11 protein-coding genes and 1 pseudogene are annotated in these 16,723 nt (G+C 63.5%); 8 read left to right on the top strand and 4 right to left on the bottom strand.

The window, feature by feature from the left end; translation table 11 throughout:
* Positions 1-110: 110 nt before the first annotated feature.
* A complete protein-coding gene (locus FJ977_RS17475; protein ID WP_140773342.1) occupies positions 111-890 on the bottom strand; it encodes an SDR family oxidoreductase in 780 nt (259 codons plus the stop codon).
* Positions 891-1,008: 118 nt separating this feature from the next.
* Between FJ977_RS17475 and FJ977_RS17480 the strand changes: the two genes are divergently transcribed.
* Positions 1,009-1,824 (top strand): UDP-2,3-diacylglucosamine diphosphatase, encoded by an 816-nt coding sequence (locus FJ977_RS17480; protein ID WP_140773344.1) that lies wholly within the window; start codon positions 1,009-1,011, stop codon positions 1,822-1,824.
* A gap of 128 nt (positions 1,825-1,952) precedes the next feature.
* On the top strand, positions 1,953-3,167 hold the full coding sequence (locus FJ977_RS17485) for an MFS transporter (RefSeq protein ID WP_140773345.1): 1,215 nt from the start codon (positions 1,953-1,955) through the stop codon (positions 3,165-3,167).
* On the opposite strand, the gene dgcA is transcribed toward FJ977_RS17485, so the two are convergent.
* A complete protein-coding gene (gene dgcA / locus FJ977_RS17490; protein ID WP_140773347.1) occupies positions 3,138-4,121 on the bottom strand; it encodes an N-acetyl-D-Glu racemase DgcA in 984 nt (327 codons plus the stop codon). The genes FJ977_RS17485 and dgcA overlap by 30 nt on opposite strands.
* 77 nt (positions 4,122-4,198) lie before the next feature.
* Here dgcA and FJ977_RS17495 point away from each other — a divergent pair, with 77 nt between their 5' ends.
* From FJ977_RS17495 to FJ977_RS17510, 4 genes are all read left to right on the top strand, one after another.
* On the top strand, positions 4,199-5,386 hold the full coding sequence (locus tag FJ977_RS17495; RefSeq protein ID WP_140773349.1) for an ABC transporter permease: 1,188 nt from the start codon (positions 4,199-4,201) through the stop codon (positions 5,384-5,386).
* Between the two features lie 4 nt (positions 5,387-5,390).
* Positions 5,391-6,200, top strand: coding sequence for an ABC transporter ATP-binding protein (locus FJ977_RS17500; RefSeq protein WP_140773943.1), 810 nt, complete (start codon positions 5,391-5,393; stop codon positions 6,198-6,200).
* Positions 6,201-6,214: 14 nt separating this feature from the next.
* Positions 6,215-7,588 (top strand): MlaD family protein, encoded by a 1,374-nt coding sequence (locus FJ977_RS17505; RefSeq protein ID WP_140773351.1) that lies wholly within the window; start codon positions 6,215-6,217, stop codon positions 7,586-7,588.
* Positions 7,589-7,675: 87 nt separating this feature from the next.
* Positions 7,676-8,272: an ABC-type transport auxiliary lipoprotein family protein gene (locus FJ977_RS17510; RefSeq protein WP_140773353.1), complete on the top strand. Its 597-nt coding sequence runs from the start codon at positions 7,676-7,678 to the stop codon at positions 8,270-8,272.
* Positions 8,273-8,307: 35 nt separating this feature from the next.
* Here FJ977_RS17510 and FJ977_RS17515 read toward each other — a convergent pair.
* Together FJ977_RS17515 and FJ977_RS17520 are read right to left on the bottom strand one after the other, a co-directional pair.
* Positions 8,308-8,922: pseudogene (locus FJ977_RS17515) on the bottom strand (3'-5' exonuclease).
* A 184-nt stretch (positions 8,923-9,106) separates the two neighbouring features.
* Positions 9,107-15,622 carry a kinesin gene (locus tag FJ977_RS17520; RefSeq protein ID WP_140773355.1) on the bottom strand — a complete coding sequence of 2,172 codons (6,516 nt, stop codon included), beginning with the start codon at positions 15,620-15,622 and terminating at the stop codon, positions 9,107-9,109.
* A 272-nt stretch (positions 15,623-15,894) separates the two neighbouring features.
* Here FJ977_RS17520 and FJ977_RS17525 point away from each other — a divergent pair, with 272 nt between their 5' ends.
* Together FJ977_RS17525 and FJ977_RS17530 are read left to right on the top strand one after the other, a co-directional pair.
* Positions 15,895-16,263 carry an Hpt domain-containing protein gene (locus FJ977_RS17525; protein ID WP_140773357.1) on the top strand — a complete coding sequence of 123 codons (369 nt, stop codon included), beginning with the start codon at positions 15,895-15,897 and terminating at the stop codon, positions 16,261-16,263.
* A gap of 100 nt (positions 16,264-16,363) precedes the next feature.
* Complete coding sequence (locus FJ977_RS17530; RefSeq protein ID WP_137931040.1) at positions 16,364-16,684, top strand: 2Fe-2S iron-sulfur cluster-binding protein; 321 nt, start codon at positions 16,364-16,366, stop codon at positions 16,682-16,684.
* Positions 16,685-16,723 lie beyond the last annotated feature (39 nt).

Genomic DNA, 16,723 nt, shown 5'->3' on the forward strand with positions numbered 1-16,723 from the left:
TAATTGACGCGCCGTCGGCTTTAAACCGTGGCGCGTCAAAAATCACTGGATGTCAGATGCTTACGGCTGTTTCATGCCGGATTAATCTCGCCGCTCTGCCGACCTTTTGATCAGAAAGCGCTGACGTAGAGACCACCGTCGACCGGGATGTTCTGTCCGGTCAGATAGCCGGCATGGACCGAGCACAGGAAGGCGCAGATCTGGCCGAACTCCTCCGGCGTGCCGAGCCGCTTGGCTGGCACGTCGGCGCTGATGCGGGTCTTGCGCGCGGCAGCGGCGGCGGGATCCTCGACAGTGCCGACCTCGTGCGGCCCGCGCAGCCGGTCGGTGTCGAGCTTGCCGGGCAAGAGACTGTTGATGGTGACGTTGCGATCGATCACCGTTCGCGCCACGCCGGCGAGGAAAGAGGTGAGACCAGCGCGCGCGCCCGACGAGAGGTCAAGACCGGGAATGGGGACGTAGACCGACAGCGAGGTGATGTTGACGATGCGGCCGAAGCCGCGCTTTGCCATGCCGTCGAGGACGGCCTGCACCAGCTCGATCGGCGTCACCATGTTCTGGGTGACGCCTTCGAGGATTTTCGCGCGATCGAGTTCGCGGAAATCGCGCAGCGGCGGGCCGCCATTATTGTTGACGAGAATGTCGGGCTCGGGGCAGGCGGCAAGCAGCGCCTTCTGCACCTCGGGCTTGGAGACGTCGCCGACGACCTCCGTCACCGTCACGCCATAGCGCTCGCGCAGCTCGGCAGCGGTTCTGGCCACCAGTTCGGCATTGCGCCCGTTGACGACGATGTCGCAACCGGCCTCGGCCAGCGCCATGGCGCAGCCTTTTCCAAGCCCCTTGCTCGAAGCGCAGACGATTGCCTTCTTTCCGCGGATACCGAGATCCATGACGATTTCTCCTGTGATTAGGCCGGCAAGCTAGTCCTTAGACTGGACCAATCGCAACCGTCATACGGTTGTTGCATGAATCGAGGCATAGGCTGCTCGAAAGCAAGGGTGAATCGCGATGTCAGGCCAAGAGCCCCGCACTTTCCGCAGCATGTTCATTTCCGACGTCCATCTCGGCTCTAAGGCGGCCAAGGCCGAGTTCCTGATCGATTTCCTTAGATACCATGACGCCGACATCATCTATCTGGTCGGTGACATCGTCGATGGCTGGCGGCTGCGGCGGAGCTGGCACTGGCCACAAAGCCACAATGACGTCGTGCAGAAATTGCTGCGCAAGGCGCGCAAGGGTGCCAGCATCACCTATATCGCCGGCAACCATGACGAGTTCGCCCGCCAGTTTCAGGGCGTGCATTTCGGCGGCATCGTCGTCGCCGACCGCGCGATCCATGAAACAGCCGACGGCAAGCGCGTTCTCGTCATCCATGGCGATCAGTTCGACACCGTCGTTCACAATCAGCGCTGGCTCGCCTATCTCGGCGATCATGCCTATGACGCGGCGATGATCGTCAACCGCGTGGTGACGCGGTTGCGCCAATTGCTCGGCCTGCCTTACTGGTCGTTCTCGTCCTGGGCCAAGGTCAAGGTCAAGAAAGCGGTCAACTTCATCGGCTCGTTCCAGACCGTGCTGACCGAGGAAGCCCGCCGCTCGCATGTCGACGGCGTCATCTGCGGCCATATCCACCATGCCGCGATCGAGAATTTCGACGATGTGCGCTACATCAACACCGGCGACTGGGTGGAAAGCTGCACGGCCGTGGTCGAGCACTTCGACGGCCGGATGGAAATCCTGACCTGGGCGCAAATCCTGCCGGAAGCGCCCGACGAGCCCTTCATCCCGATGCTCATCGAAGATCGGGTGGGGCAGGCGGCCTGACCCGAATTCTCGCCGGTTTTCGGTGTCAATTGATTAGTCCAGCCGGTTTCGCCTGGTTTTTCGCCATGTTAAGGGATCGATCTACGTTGCTGGCCGGCCGGCCAAGTGCGGCGTAATTGGATCGATTCATGTCCCTGCCGCCGCTTTCGCCAGAACAGCTCGTCAAGCCGCGCCATTTCGAACTGCGCATGAGCCTGATCTTCGGCACGCTGTTCATATCGCTCGGCACGCATCTGCCTTATTTCCCGCTCTGGCTGCAGGCCAAGGGCTTTCACGCCGAGCAGATCGCCGTCATCCTGGCGGCGCCCATGTTCCTGCGCGTGGTGACGACGCCGCTGCTGACGACGCTCGCCGACCGGGCGCGGGACCGCGCCGATGTCTATGTCGCGCTGGTGGCAGCGTCCCTGCTGCTCTCGGCGGGTTATTTCCTGACGCCGACCTACGCCATGGTGCTGGCGGTGTCGCTTGCCCTGACCATTGTCTGGACGCCGCATTCGCCGATCGCCGATTCGCTGGCGCTTTCGGGCGTGCGCCGCTTCGGTTCGAACTACGCAAGCATGCGCAAATGGGGTTCGATCTGCTATCTCTGCGCCAATGTCGCGGGCGGCTTCATACTGGCGGCCACAGGTCCCCAAGCCGTTCCGGTGATCATTTTCCTTGCCCTTGGCGCGGCACTCGTCGCGGGGCTGCTGGCGCCGCGCATGGGGCGGCCGCGCAAGGCCTCGCCGCTTTCTGCCGCGGACATCCAGCACGCGGCGCCGAGCCTGTTCAATGCCTATTTCCTCTACTTCACCTTTGGCGTCGGCATCATCACCGCCAGCCATGCCTTCCTTTACGGCTTCGTTTCCATCTACTGGAAATCGATTGGCATCAGCGATTCCGTTGTCGGTCTGCTGTGGGCCTGGGGCGTGGTGTCCGAAGTCTGCATGTTTTTGTTTTTCAATCGCATTTTCGCCTCCATATCCGTCGTCAGGGTGATGGTGATCGCCGGCATCGGGTCGATCGTGCGCTGGATCATCTTCCCACTGGTATGGCCGCTCGGCCTTGGCGTCGCCGGCTTCTTCGCCGTGCAGTCACTGCATTCGGTGTCTGTCGCGATGGTGCTGATCGGCCTGCAGAAGATGATCGCCGAGACCGTTTCCGAGGAGCGCACGGGCGCCGCGCAAGGCATTGCCTATTTCTTCAACGGCTTCTTCATGGCCGCCGTCACGCTTGCGTCCGGTCCGCTCTATGACCGTCTCGGCGTCGATGGTTTCCTGGTGATGATCCCGATCGCGATCATTGGCCTCGTGCTGATCGGGCTTGCTGCGCGCTCAGCCCCAAAGCGCGCGGTCCGGGGGTGAGACGAGCGAACCCTGATAGACGAGACCCGGCACCCGGTCGCGCGCAAGCAGCAGCGGACCATCGAGGTCAACAAAATCGGCGTCTTGGGCGAGCAGGACCGCCGGTGCCATGGCCAGCGATGTGCCGACCATGCAGCCGACCATGATGCCAAAACCCAGTTCGCGGGCGTGGTCACGCAGCACGAGCGCCGCCGTCAGCCCGCCGGACTTGTCGAGCTTGATGTTGACGGCGTCGTAGAGGCCGACAAGCGCTTCCAGGTTCTTCGCCTCATGCACGCTTTCGTCGGCGCAGATCGGCACCGGATGCGCAATATGGCGCAGGATCTCATCCTGCCCGGCGGGCAGGGGTTGTTCGATGAGCGCAATGCCTTGCTCCGCGGCAAAGGCGAGGTTCGCGACGATGTTGTCGTCGGTCCAGCCTTCGTTCGCATCAAGGATGATTCGGCTCCCGGGTGCCGCCTGTCTCACCGCCTGGATCCGGGCGATGTCGTTGTCGCCGCCGATCTTGACCTTCAGCAGCGGCCGGCCGGCGTTGGCACGGGCCTGTGCCGCCATTGCCTCGGGTTCGCCGAGCGATAGCGTGTAGGCAGTTTCCAATGGACGCGGCGGAGCTGGCCAGATTGCGCGTGCAACCGGGTTGTCACCCATCTTGGCTTCAAGGTCCCAGAGGGCGCAGTCGACCGCGTTGCGGGCCGCTCCCGCCGGCATTGCGCCGAGCAGGGCGGTCCGGTCGATGCCACCGGCTATCCGCTCGCGCATCGCCTCTATCGCGGCGTGCACCCCGTCCATGGTCTCGCCGTAGCGCTTGTAGGGAACGCATTCGCCGCGACCGCTATGACCATCCTGGCTGATCGTGCATGTGATGACCTCGGCCTCCGTCTTCGAGCCGCGCGAAATGGTGAAGGTGCCGGCGATCGGAAAGCGCTCCGCCTCGACCGAAATGACACGCGCCATATTTTTCTGCTCCGGCTGTGCGAGAAGGGTTGTCGGCAAATCGACAAGGTCGGACCCATCAGGCTAAACAGGACGCCATGTTGACCATCGGCAAGCGCGACGCAAGCGGCACGACCGCCTCGGAGGCTGACCACCAACCGCGCGTGGCGGTCGGCGAGGAGGGTGGCGTTCTCGGCTGCGCGTTCTCCGGAATCTGGACGACACGAACGGTGGCGTCAATCGACGCCGACATGCGCAAGATCGAGAAACGAAGCGGTTTCAAGACTTTGGCGCTGGATCTTTCGAAAATCGAGAAGATCGATACCGCCGGCGCCTGGCTGATCGACCGCCTCGTCAGTGTCTTCGAGAAGAAGAACGTCGAGGTCCGGCTGCAGGGCCAAAGCGAGATCGCTTCCATCCTGCTCGACGCGGTCGGCGAGGCTGTCCGGCGCGAGCCCGAATCCGGGCCGGCGCAGCCGCCCAACATCGTCATCCGGGCGCTTGAGGCGGTTGGGCGGCGCGTCTACGAGATGCGCGACGATTTCTTTGCTTCGATGAATATTCTTGGCGCCACCATCCGCGGCGCGCAGATGAAGCTTGGCCGCGGCCACGCCGTCAACCCGGCGGCGATCTTCAACCAGATCGACCGCATGGGTGTCGGCGCCATCCCGGTGGTGGTGCTGATGTCGGCGATCGTCGGCGCCATCGTTGCCCAGCAAGGCGCCTACCAGCTCAGCTATTTCGGCGCCGACATCTTCGTCGTCGACCTCGTCGGCGTGCTGATCCTGCGTGAACTCGGCGTGCTGATGACGGCAATCATGATCGCTGGCCGCTCCGGCAGTGCGATCACCGCCGAGATCGGCTCGATGAAGATGCGCGAGGAGGTCGACGCGCTGAAGGTCATCGGTCTCAACCCGATTGGCGTTCTGGTCTTTCCGCGTCTGGTTGCGCTGGTGATCGCATTGCCATGTCTGACGATCATCGCCAATTTCGCGGCACTCGGCGGCGGCATTGTCGCGGCCTGGCTCTACTCCGATATCCCCCCGGCCGCATTCATCGACCGGCTGCGTGTCGCCATCGATCTCAGCACGATTTTCGCCGGCCTGATCAAGGCGCCGTTCATGGCCATGATCATCGGCACGATCGCCTCGGTCGAAGGCATGAAGGTCGGCGGCAGTGCCGAATCGCTCGGCCAGCACGTGACCGCCTCGGTGGTGAAGTCGATCTTCGTCGTCATCATCCTCGATGGCCTTTTCGCCATGTTCTACGCAGCGATCGAGTTCTGAAATGATGGCGAAGGGCAACGGCATCACGGTTGGGGAAGAGGACGAAAGCGAAATCGTCCTTTCGGTGTGCGACGTCACCGTTGCCATCGAGGACAAGCTGATCCTCGACAAGCTTTCGCTCGACATCAAGCGCGGCGAGATCCTGGGGTTCGTCGGTGCTTCGGGCGCCGGCAAGTCCGTCCTGTTGCGAACCATTCTCGGGTTGATGCCCAAGCAGTCGGGAACGATCAAGCTGTTTGGTGTCGACGTCGACAAGGCAAGCGATATCGAGCGCCTGCGCATCGACATGCGTCTTGGCGTGCTGTTCCAGCATGGCGCGCTGTTTTCGGCGTTGACCGTGCAGGAGAACGTGCAGGTGCCGATGCGCGAATATCTCGACCTGCCAAGGAAGCTGATGGACGAACTGGCGCTGCTGAAGATCGAGCTGGTCGGGCTGCCGCCGGATGCGGCGCAGAAATTTCCCTCCGAACTCTCCGGCGGCATGATCAAGCGCGCGGCTCTTGCGCGCGCCTTGGCGCTTGATCCGGACATCGTCTTTCTCGACGAGCCGACGTCCGGCCTCGATCCGATCAGTGCCGCTGAATTCGACGAACTCGTCGTCAAGCTGCGCGACACCATGGATCTGACCGTCTATATGGTCACGCATGACCTCGACACGCTGTTTACCGCTTGCGACCACGTGGCGGTGCTGGGCAAGAAGAAAGTATTGGTCGAAGGCACAATCGACGACATGCTGAAGAGCGAGGAACCGTGGGTGAAATCCTATTTCCGCGGAAAACGCGCCCGCCAACTTGATCTTGCCGCACGTGCATAGCCATAAGTGAAGCAATGGAAACCAGAGCCAACTACGTCATTGTCGGCATTTTTACGCTGGTTGCGATCCTGGCGGCGTTCGGCTTCGTCTACTGGACGGCGGCGATCGGTGACAGGGGCGAGACGACGCTGTTGCGCGTGCGCATTCCAGGTTCGGCCTCCGGCCTCGGCCGCGGCAGCTTCGTGCTGTTCAACGGCGTCAAGGTCGGTGACGTCAAACGCGTCTATATCGACGTGGACAACCCGACTGTCGCCATCGCCGACACCGAGATCGACCGGATGACGCCGATCACCAAGTCGACGCAGGCCGATATCGGCCTTGCCGGCCTCACCGGGCAGGCCAACATCGAGCTCAAGGGCGCCGACCCCAAGGAAGTGAAACTCCTCGATCAGGCCGAAAAGGAAGGCAAGGTCGCCGAGATTGTCGCCAATCCGTCCGCCGTGACCAATCTACTGCAGACGGCGCAGAACATCTTCACCCGTGCCGACAAGGTGCTGACCGAACTCGAGGGCTTCACCAAGGATGTTCGTGGGCCGCTGACGCAGACGGTCCAGAACGTACAGACGTTCTCCGATGCGCTGGCCAAGAATTCCGACGGCATCGACAAGTTCCTGTCCAGCGTCAGCGCGCTGTCCGACGAACTGAAGGGCGTGTCCGGCAAGCTCGACGGCACGCTGAAGGCGGCGGAAGGCCTGCTCAATGCCGTCGACAGGGACAAGATCAAGAGCATCGTCGCCAATGTCGATACGGTGACCGCGAACCTCAAGCAGACATCGCAGCAGCTCGACGGTGTGATCAAGAATGTCGACACCGCGGTCGGATCCGTCAATGATTTTGCCAAGCAGACGCAGGGAACGCTGGCCAAGGTGGACGGCGTGCTGGACGGTGTCGACCCGGCGCAGGTGCGTGCGGCCCTGGCCAACATCCAGAAGGCCAGCGAGAACGCCAACAAGGCCGCCGCCGACATTGCCGTGGTGACCGACAAGTTCGCCAACCGCGCCGACGATATCGACCAGACGATCAAGGACGCCAAGCAACTGGCGCAGCGGCTCAACGATGCCTCGGTGCGCGTCGACGGCATCCTTGCCAGGGTCGACACCTTGCTTGGATCGGGGCAGGCCGACGGCGTGATGGCCGACGCCAGGGATACGCTGAAGTCGTTCAAGCAGGTTGCCGATACGCTGAATGCGCGGCTAGGTGTCATTACCGACAATCTGGCGCGTTTCTCCGGCCAGGGCCTGTCGAATGTCGAGGCGCTGGTGCAGGACAGCCGCCGCTCGATCTCGCGCATCGAGGAGGCGGTCACGGATCTCAGCCGCAATCCGCAGCGCATTCTTTCCGGTGGCGACGGCGAGGTTCGGCAATTCGATGGCAGGGCGCGGCGTTGACTTCGACGTCCGCTCGCCCCAGAAACAGTCATTGCGGATGCGGGTTATTTTGAGGTCGATAGATAACGGGGACAGCAGGGGTCGCGCGTGAAGTCGATTGTGTCCAGATCGGGCCTGGCATTGCTTGCCTTGGCCCTCGCCAGCTGCGCGGCGTTGCCCGGTGGCGGACCCGCGCCGCTCGACACGTTTGAGTTGTCGGCGCCTTCGGTCGACGCGCATGGCCACAGCCGCAAGCAAATCCTGATCGCCCAGCCCTCGGCGCTCAAGGCGCTGGACAGCCAGAATATCGTAATCAAACCCTCCGACCGCTCGATCCAGTATCTGAAGGGCGCGCAATGGGCCGACCGCCTGCCGCTGATCGTGCAGGCGCGACTGGCCGAGACATTCCAGCGCTCGGGCAGCTTTGCCGGTGTCGGCAAGCCGGGCGAGGGCCTAGCGATCGATTATCAGGTCATCGTCGAGATCCGTTCGTTCGAGGTGCGCGTCGACGGTGGCGAGCACGCCGAAGTCGACCTGTTCGTGCGCATCCTCAACGACCGCAACGGCGAGGTGCGCGCGTCCAAGAGCTTCACCGCGACCGCACCGGTCTCGGGCAGCGGCAATTCCGCCTATGTCAGTGCGCTGGACGCTGCGTTTGGCGATGCCGCCAAGCAGATCGTCCGCTGGACCGATTCGGTGATCTGAGCGCCCGGCGCGCCGGATACACCGACGCTTCCAGGCTAAAGGCGGTCGAAGACCTCCGGCCGCAGCTTTCCAGTCTTCATCAGGTGCCGCAAGGTGTAGGTCACTGACAGCGCATCGTCGAGCGCGTCGTGGCCCTGTAACGGCGGGTGTTCGACACCATAATAATCCGCAAGCTTGTTGCTCGGCGTCCTCGCCAGATCCTCGATCGGCATCCCGGCCGCGATCAGCAACTTCACGGCGTTGTCAAACCGGGTAGCCGGGATGGAAGGCTGAATGCCCGCGACATAGCAGGAGATGGCGATCATGTTCAGTTCGTCCTTGCCCCAGGACCAGAATCACGCGCCTCCGGAAAAACGATCGATATCGGCAAGGGCTTCTCCCAGCGCGACCCCTTCGGTCTCGATGTTTTCCTCAGTGATACCGGTCAGTTTGGTGAAGAACGGGTCAAGTGCATATCTCCGGCCAAACCGGTCGATCGGTCTGATATAGGCCTTGTGTGTACCGAGCAGCGGAAAATCATCTTCGAGCCCAAGTCTGACAGCGCCGATCTGGGCGATGACCGGGTCGGGATCGTGGGCAGCACACCAGAATCTGCGTTGCGAACCCTCAAGGCAGAGAAACTCGCAGTCGAATATGATTGCCGTCTTCACGGTCGGCCCCCTTTTTATCGAGGATCAGGACGGCAGGCCCGTAGTCTTCGCGCCGTCGGGAAATCGGACTTCGCGCCGCGAGCGTATCGAGCGCATGCGTCGGCTCGCAGCTGCGAGAACGTTTCAGCGACGGAGCTTTGAGGCAGTCACAGGCGGGGCGGGACCCCGCCTGTTCAATTCCGGCTCAGTGCAAGCGGCCGCTGGCGTGGGCCAGCATGGTGTAGACCTTGCCGGTGTCCGACGTCAGGTAGGTCTGCGCCATGATGTTGTCGCGGTCGTTGCGCGAGACATCCTTCAGCAGCTTCTCGAAGTCGTCGCAGTAACGGTCGACAGCGGCGCGGAACTCGGCCTCTCCCTGGTATTTGCGGCGGATCTCGTCGAACGTCTGCTGGCCCTTCAGCGTGTAGAGCCGGCGCGTGAACACGTCCCGCTCGCCGCGCCGATAGCGGTTCCACAGCTCGATCGAAGCGTCGTGGTCGATGGCCCGTGCAATGTCGACAGAGAGGGAGTTCAGCGATTCCACCACATGCAGTGGCGAGCGCTGGGCAGGGGCCGCACGCGGTGCTTCCGCGGGCGCCGAGGGTGGAGCCGCCGGCCTGAGATCCGCATCGTTCGACGCCGCGGTCAGGAGGTCACGCACCCAGCCGCCCTGTGGCGTGCGGGTATTGGCGTCGGGACGCTGCTGACGCGGTGCCGCCTCAACCGGACGCTCGAGGTCGAGCGTGCCGCGCAGTGCGGCACCGCCCAGCGGCGCCTGAGGCGTGCGAAGCTCCGGCTGCGGCGCCGGCGCGCGACGCGGCGGCTCGGCAGCGCGGGTGGCCGGCGCTTGCGGCGCCGGACGCAAGGTGCGCGGCTCCGAGGTGTCGCCGCCACGACCGGACTTCGCAACGATGTCGGAAAGCTCCTTCAGGGCGTTGATCTGCTCGGAAACGGCGCGACGGATGGCAGAGGTCGATTCCTTTGCCTCTTCCGGCATCTCGATGACGCCTTTCTTGAGCTCGGCGCGGGTGAGGTCGAGTTCGCTCTTGATCGAGCCCGCGGTACGCCGCATCTCCTCGGTCGCATCGGCGAAGCGCTTGGTGGCCGAATCCACGACATCGGTGATGGCGTTGCGGATCTTGTCGGCCGATTCCAGCGTCTTGCCTTCGGCGTTCTGCAACGTCTGGCCGACGAGATTTTCGAAGGAGCGCATGACCCTTTCGAGATCTTCCGACTTCTTGACCAGGCCGACGGCGAGATCTTCAAGCGACGACTGCCTTTCCAGCGTGTGCTCGAGGTTGCTCTGAGCAGAGCTCAACAGGTCCGAGGCACTGGCCAGCAGACGGCTGTGTTCATCGAACTTGGTGGCGATAGAGGCCACTTCGCGCAAGGTCGACGACGACAGTTCCGTCAGCCTTGTGGTGTTCGAGTCGACCAGGCGCGCCGAGCTGGCGAAGGTCTGCGCCGCCTTTTCGGTGGTCGCCGCGAAGCTCTGTGTGCTGCCGGTTAGGCGTTCGTCGACCTGGCCGAGGTTGAGCGCGGCCTGCTCGATCAGCTGACCGAGCTGCGAGCTGGAGTTGGTCATGCGGCCGATGAGATCGGCAACGCTGTCGGACAGCGACGAGCGGGCGCCTTCAACCGCCGACAAGGTCTCGGCGGTGCGGCTGGCGAGCGCGTTGACAAGGGCGGCGTTTTCGCTGCGCAGCTTCTCGGTCGCGCGTTCGGTGACCTCTTCCATGCTCTTCTGCAGTTCCGAGCCACCCTGGGCGAAGCGCTCGACCAACGGCCGGGCGGTTTCGTCGAGGATCCTCGACATTTCGGCGGAGCGGGCCGCGAGCATGGTGTTGAGTTCGCGGGTGTTGGCGCCGATCGTCTTGGCGGCGTCGTTGGTGCTCTGGCCGATATGCTGGCCAACCGCGGTGAAGGTCTCGGCGATCACATTGGCGCGCGAAACGAGTTGCGCCTCGGCGGTCGAAACCTGTTCGTTGAGCCTCTGCCCCATCGTCTCGGTGGTGTAGGCGAGCCGGTTCTCGACGCCCGAGAGCTGCTCCTCGACACGGGCGGCCGCGGCCGCGGCGCTCGATGCAAGACGCTCGTCGGCGCCGGCAAGCGCCTGCTCGATTTCGCGGGCATGCACGGCCAGTTCCTGGCCGGTCTGGCGGGCACGGTCGGCGACCCTCTGCTCGGTGCTGGCGAAAGCACCGACGATGGTCTGCGCATGTTCGCCGATCGTCGACGAGCTGTCGGCGATACGCGAGACCAGGCGCTGGTCCGCCTCGTCGAAGATGCGGCCGATTTCCGACGCACGGCTGGACAGGGCGTCCGAGCCTTCCGCGATGCGCGAAACCAGTTGCTGGTCGGCGGCATCGAAGATGCGGCCGAGGTCCGAAGCGCGGGCGGCCAGCGCCTCGGCCGATTCGCCGATGCGCATGCCGAGCCTCTGGTCGGCGCTTTCGAAGTTGCGCAGGATGTCGCCGGCGCGGGCGGCCAGCGACTGTGCCGTCTCGACGGCGCGGGCAACCAGTTTCTGGTCGGCCGCGTCGAACGTGCCGGCGATCTCGCTTGCACGGGCCGCCAGATGATCCGCGGTGTCCTGAGCCCGGGCGGCCAACTGGTCGGTGGTTGCCTGGGCGCGGGCGGCGAGCTTCTGGTCCGCCAGGTCGAAGGTGCCGGCGATTTCGCCGGCGCGGGCGGCCAGCTGATCGGCTGTTTCATGGGCACGCGCCAGCAGCGTGCTGGAGGTGTCGTCGGCACGGGCAAGCAGGGCGTTCGACGTGTCTTCCGCACGAGCGTGGAGGCGACGATCGGCCTCCTCGAAGGTGCGGGCGATGTCTTCGGCCCGCGCCAAAAGGGCGGCCGACGTCTGCTCGGCGCGCTCGGCGATTTTGCGGTCGGCGTCACTGAAGGCCGCACCGGCCTGCTCATGCAGCGTGCTGGTGACTTCCAGGACTTTTTCGCGCAATGCGCCGGCGACGAAGACCGCACTCTTCTCGAGCACGTTGCGAACGTTGTCGACGCCGGTCGAAAGCGCACGCTCCATGGTTCCGGCGCGTTCCTCGATGATGCCGGTCTGACGGCTGAACGCCTGCTCGATCTTGTCGACATCGGCGGCGATCGCGGCCGAAATGTCGGTGCTCCGGGCTGCGATCTGGTCGATATGGCCCGACAGCGAGCGGTCGACGTCCTTGCGGGTCTCGGCGAGCTTGCCGAGATCGTCTTCCAGCGCACGGCTCAACATGTCGCGGCCATCGGCCAGCTTGCCGACATGGCCGGCGATGATGTTGTCGATCTCACCGCGGCTTTCGGTCAGCTTCTGCAGGTCGGCCTCCAGGACCCGCGAAAGCTGTCCGCGATCCTCCGCCAGCTTTTCCGACTGGCTGGATATGACACCCTTGATGGTGTTGAGGTCCGATTCCAGCGCGCGCTTGAGAATGTCGCGGCCTTCGGCCAGCTTTTCTACCTGGCCAGCGACCAGGCCATCGATGCTGGAGCGGCTTTCGGCCAGCTTGGCGAGATCGGCTTCAAGGGCACGTTTGAGAATGTCGCGGCCTTCGGCCAGCTTCTCGACCTGGCCGGCGACCAGGCCATCGATGCTGGAGCGGCTTTCGGCGAGCTTGGCAAGATCGTCCTCGAGCGCTCTCGACAGGGTCGAGCGCTCCTGGACAAGCCTGTCGGCGTGGCCCGCGACCAGGCCGCTGACGCTGTCGAGATCGGTCTCCAGCGCCTTCGACAGGGTCGAGCGCTCCTGGACCAGGCGCTCGGCATGGCTGTTGACGAGGCTGTTGACGCTTTCGAGGTCGACTTCCAGCGCCTTCGACAGGGTCGAGCGATCCTGGACAAGCCGCTCGGAATGGCTGTTGACGAGGCCGTTGACGCTTTCGAGATCGGCTTCGAGCGCCTTGGCGAACTGGGCGCGGTCGTCGACCAGTTTCTGCGACTGGTCGGCAACGGTGTTCTTGATCGTGTTGAGGTCGGCTTCGAGCGCGCGTTTGAGAATGTCGCGGCCTTCGGCCAGTTTCTCCACCTGGCCGGCGACCAGGCCATCGATGCTGGAGCGGCTGTCGGCGAGCTTGGCGAGGTCGTCCTCGAGAGCCTTCGACAAGGTCGAACGATCCTGAACCAGCCTGTTCATGTGGTCGGCGATGACGCTGTTCACATTCTGCAGGTCGGCTTCCAGGACCCGCGAAAGCTGTCCGCGGTCCTCAGCCAGTTTTTCCGACTGGCTCGAAATGACGCCCTTGATGGTGTTGAGGTCCGATTCCAGCGCGCGCTTGAGAATGTCGCGGCCCTCGGCCAGCTTTTCGACCTGGCCGGCGACCAGGCCGTCGATGCTCGAGCGGCTTTCGGCCAGCTTGGCAAGGTCGGCTTCGAGCGTCTGCGACAGCAGGCTGCGGTCGTTGACAAGCCTTCCGGAATGATCGTCAAGCAGGCCCCTGATGCCCGAGAGGTCGCTTTCAAGCGAACGGCCGAGCTGGGTGCGGTCTTCCACCAGCTTTGCCGAATGGGTCTCGATCAGGTTCTTGATGCCGATAATGTCGTTTTCCAGCGCCTTGGCGAGCACCGCACGGCCTTCGGCGATCTTCTCGACCTGGCCGGCGACCAGCCCGTCAATGCTGGCGCGGCTGTCGGACAGCTTGCCGAGATCTGCTTCCAGGGCGCGCGACAGGATGTTGCGGCCTTCAGCCAGTTTTCCAACATGTCCGGCGACCATTTCATCAATGATCGTGCGAGCTTGAACAAGTTTCCCAGAGTCTTCGTTGAGGGCCAGTGAAAGCCGGTTGCGGCCTTCTTCCAGCCTCTCGAGGTGGCTGCCGAGCGATGCATCGATGGCAGCGCGCGATTCGTTGACCTTGCGCAGGTCCTCTTCGAGGGCGCGTGCGATCAGGCTGCGGCCCTCGGCCAGCTTCTGCACCTGGTTGGTCACGGCGGCATCGATGCCGGCGCGGCCCTCGGCGAATTTCGCAAGATCCGCCTCCATCGCGGCCGCCATGCGTTCGCGGCTTTCGGAAAGCTTGCGGCTGTGGTTTTCGACGGCTTCCTCGATGCCGACGCGAGCGTCGGCGAGTCGCTGGATGTCGCTGTCGAAGGAGCGCGAGACGACGTGACGCGCCGCTTCCATGCGCCCGGCGAAGTCACTGGCGCGGGCCTCCAGCATGCTCGATGTCGAGGTGACGATGTCGGCCATGTCGGCGCCGATCTGGGTCTTGCCCTGATCGATCATCGCGCTCAGCGTATCCCTGCTCTCGGCGAAAGTGTGGGCGATTTCGCGGGCGCGCTCGACCAGCGTCTCGTTGATCTGGCGGGCTCGCGCCTCAAGCGCGGCATTGAGCTTCTGCGTGCCGGTGTCCAGCGCTTCGGCGCGGGTCTGGAACTCGCTGATCAGCGCCTGGCCGCGTTCGGCGAGCGTGCGCTCGATGCCGTTGAGGCTGGCTTCGAATTCCGAATTGAGGGTGCGCGCGGCGCCGCCAAGCAGCGACACCATGCCGGTGGTGCGATCGTCGAGCAGATCGGTCAGCGACCGGGTAAGGCCGTCCGTCGTGTCCGTCAGTTTGGCAATGCGCGTGTCGAGCAGGCTGGCGAAGGCCTCGCCAGAGGTCGTAAGCCTGTCGGTGATGTTGTCGAGCCGGCCTTCCACCGAATCGAAAATCGACATCGAGCTTTCATTGATGCGGTCGATCAGCGTGTCGCCGGAATTGGTGATCGTCATCGACAGCTTGGTCGATGCGTTGAGGATCGAGTCGCGGATGATGTCGCTGGCGGCGCCGATTTCATCCCTGAGCGTCTCATGCGCACCTGAAATCGAGGCGCGGACCCGCTCGGCATGGGTGACGACGGCCTCGCGCTCGCTGCCGAGCCCGTCGACCAACGAACGGATGCGGGTTTCGTTTTCCGAGTAGGAGCGCTCGATCTGGTTGACTTCGCTGTGGACCAGGGTTTCCAGTTCCACGGCGCGGGCAAGCGTGCGTTCGATGCCTTCGCCCATGGCGGCCACTTCGCGGCGAACAGCCTGGCCGATCATCATGACGCGATCCTGCGCCATGTTTTCCGGCTCGGTCAGGCGGAAGGCCACTTCCGTCATCGACTGCGCGGCAATGCGCATGTCCTGGGCGCGGCGAATCATGGCCGCGAAGGCCCAGAACAGGATGATCGGCACGATCGCCGCGACGGCGAGGCCAATCAGCTCGGGACGGGCAAAGAACTGGTCGAGCGTGCGGATCCGCCAGATGCTCGGTCCGAACAGCAGGTTGGCGAGCGCACCGGCGCCCGCGATCCAGGCGAGCGAGACAAACGCGATGATCCAGTAGACGGTGTTGGAAGCGCGCCTGTTGAGGCTGTGCAGCAGGGTCTTGTAATCTTTCTGACGATCGTCGTTGGCCGGCGCAAAGCCCGTGGGCTGCGTGCCATTGCCATTGCGTGTCTCCACGGGGCGCAGTTCAGCGGGCTTGGCCTTTGGCGCGGGCTTCGCGGCCTGATTGGTCACGGGGGCCTGATTGACCACGGGCGCCTGATTGGCGGCGGGTGCCGGATTCTGGTTGCGTCCCTCGCGAGCCAGCTCGTCGGCGGCCTGGGATATCTGCGCTTCCAGATCGTCCATCGAAGCCGCGATATCGAGATCGCCGCTGCCGATGTCGCCGCTGAGGTCGAGATCGAGCGCTTTTTCCAGTTCCCTGGCTACGTCGCTGTCGAGAGTTCTCGTGTTCGTCGTTGGTTTCTTCGCCATGCCTTCGCTACCCTGTACTAGCTGCCGCGGGCTTATAATTCTGTTTGTCTTACCCCCGCGCAGGAGGCTGAAAATGGACCCTCGTATCGTAATGACACAGGGGGGTAAAGAAAACATGCATTCCGCGGGATACGTAAAACTTTAAATATAAGGTTAACGGAAGCGTGATTTGGGCGCCGCTTTCGCAACATTTTTCCCGGCCATTCATTAACCCGTTGTCCATTGGATTCGCCTAGTTTTTCAGGCGGCCGAAGAAAACGGAGTTCGAGTTCATGCGTGGCGAAAGCGGCATTGCCTTCTCAATGCCCGGGGGCGACGTATCGGGAACCAGGCAGTCCCGACCGGTCGATTTGGCACACCTTGCCCGGCAGACGATGGGCGACCGCGCTCTTGAGCAGGAGGTGCTGGCGCTGTTTGTACAGCAGGCGCTGTCCGTGCGCGACAAAATAGTCGACGCCAATCTCAAGGACCGGCTTTTGCTGGCTCACGGGTTGAAGGGCTCGGCTCGCGGCGTCGGCGCCTTCGCCATCGCCGATTGCGCCACCGAGATCGAGCGGCGGCCGGAAGACAGCCAGACGCTCAAGCGGCTCGGCACGCTGATCGACGAAGTGCGCGATTTCATCGCCGCGATCAATCGCTGACCCCGGTTTGTGGAAAAACGTCACCGAGCGCCGCTTTCGCGCGGCAGTTGACTTGTTTGCCGGAGTGATTATCTCGGCTGAAACTCCCTTCAGGTGACAAATGACCAAACTGACCTTCATTGCCCATGACGGCACACATTTTGACGTGGATGCCGAAAACGGCTCGACGGTGATGGAAAACGCCATCCGCAACGCCGTGCCGGGGATCGAGGCCGAGTGCGGCGGCGCATGCGCCTGCGCCACCTGCCATGTCTATGTCGACGAGGCATGGACGGCGGAGGTCGGCGAGCCCGAGGCGATGGAGGAGGACATGCTGGACTTCGCCTATGACGTCCAGCCGAATTCGCGGCTGTCCTGCCAGATCAAGGTGCGCGACGCGCTCGACGGTCTGGTGGTGCGGGTGCCCGAACGGCAGGGCTGAAGCCGATTTTTCCCGCTGCCGCTTGGCAGCAGGCCGCGG

This window comes from Mesorhizobium sp. B2-1-3A (genome assembly GCF_006442655.1).
Classification (GTDB): domain Bacteria; phylum Pseudomonadota; class Alphaproteobacteria; order Rhizobiales; family Rhizobiaceae; genus Mesorhizobium.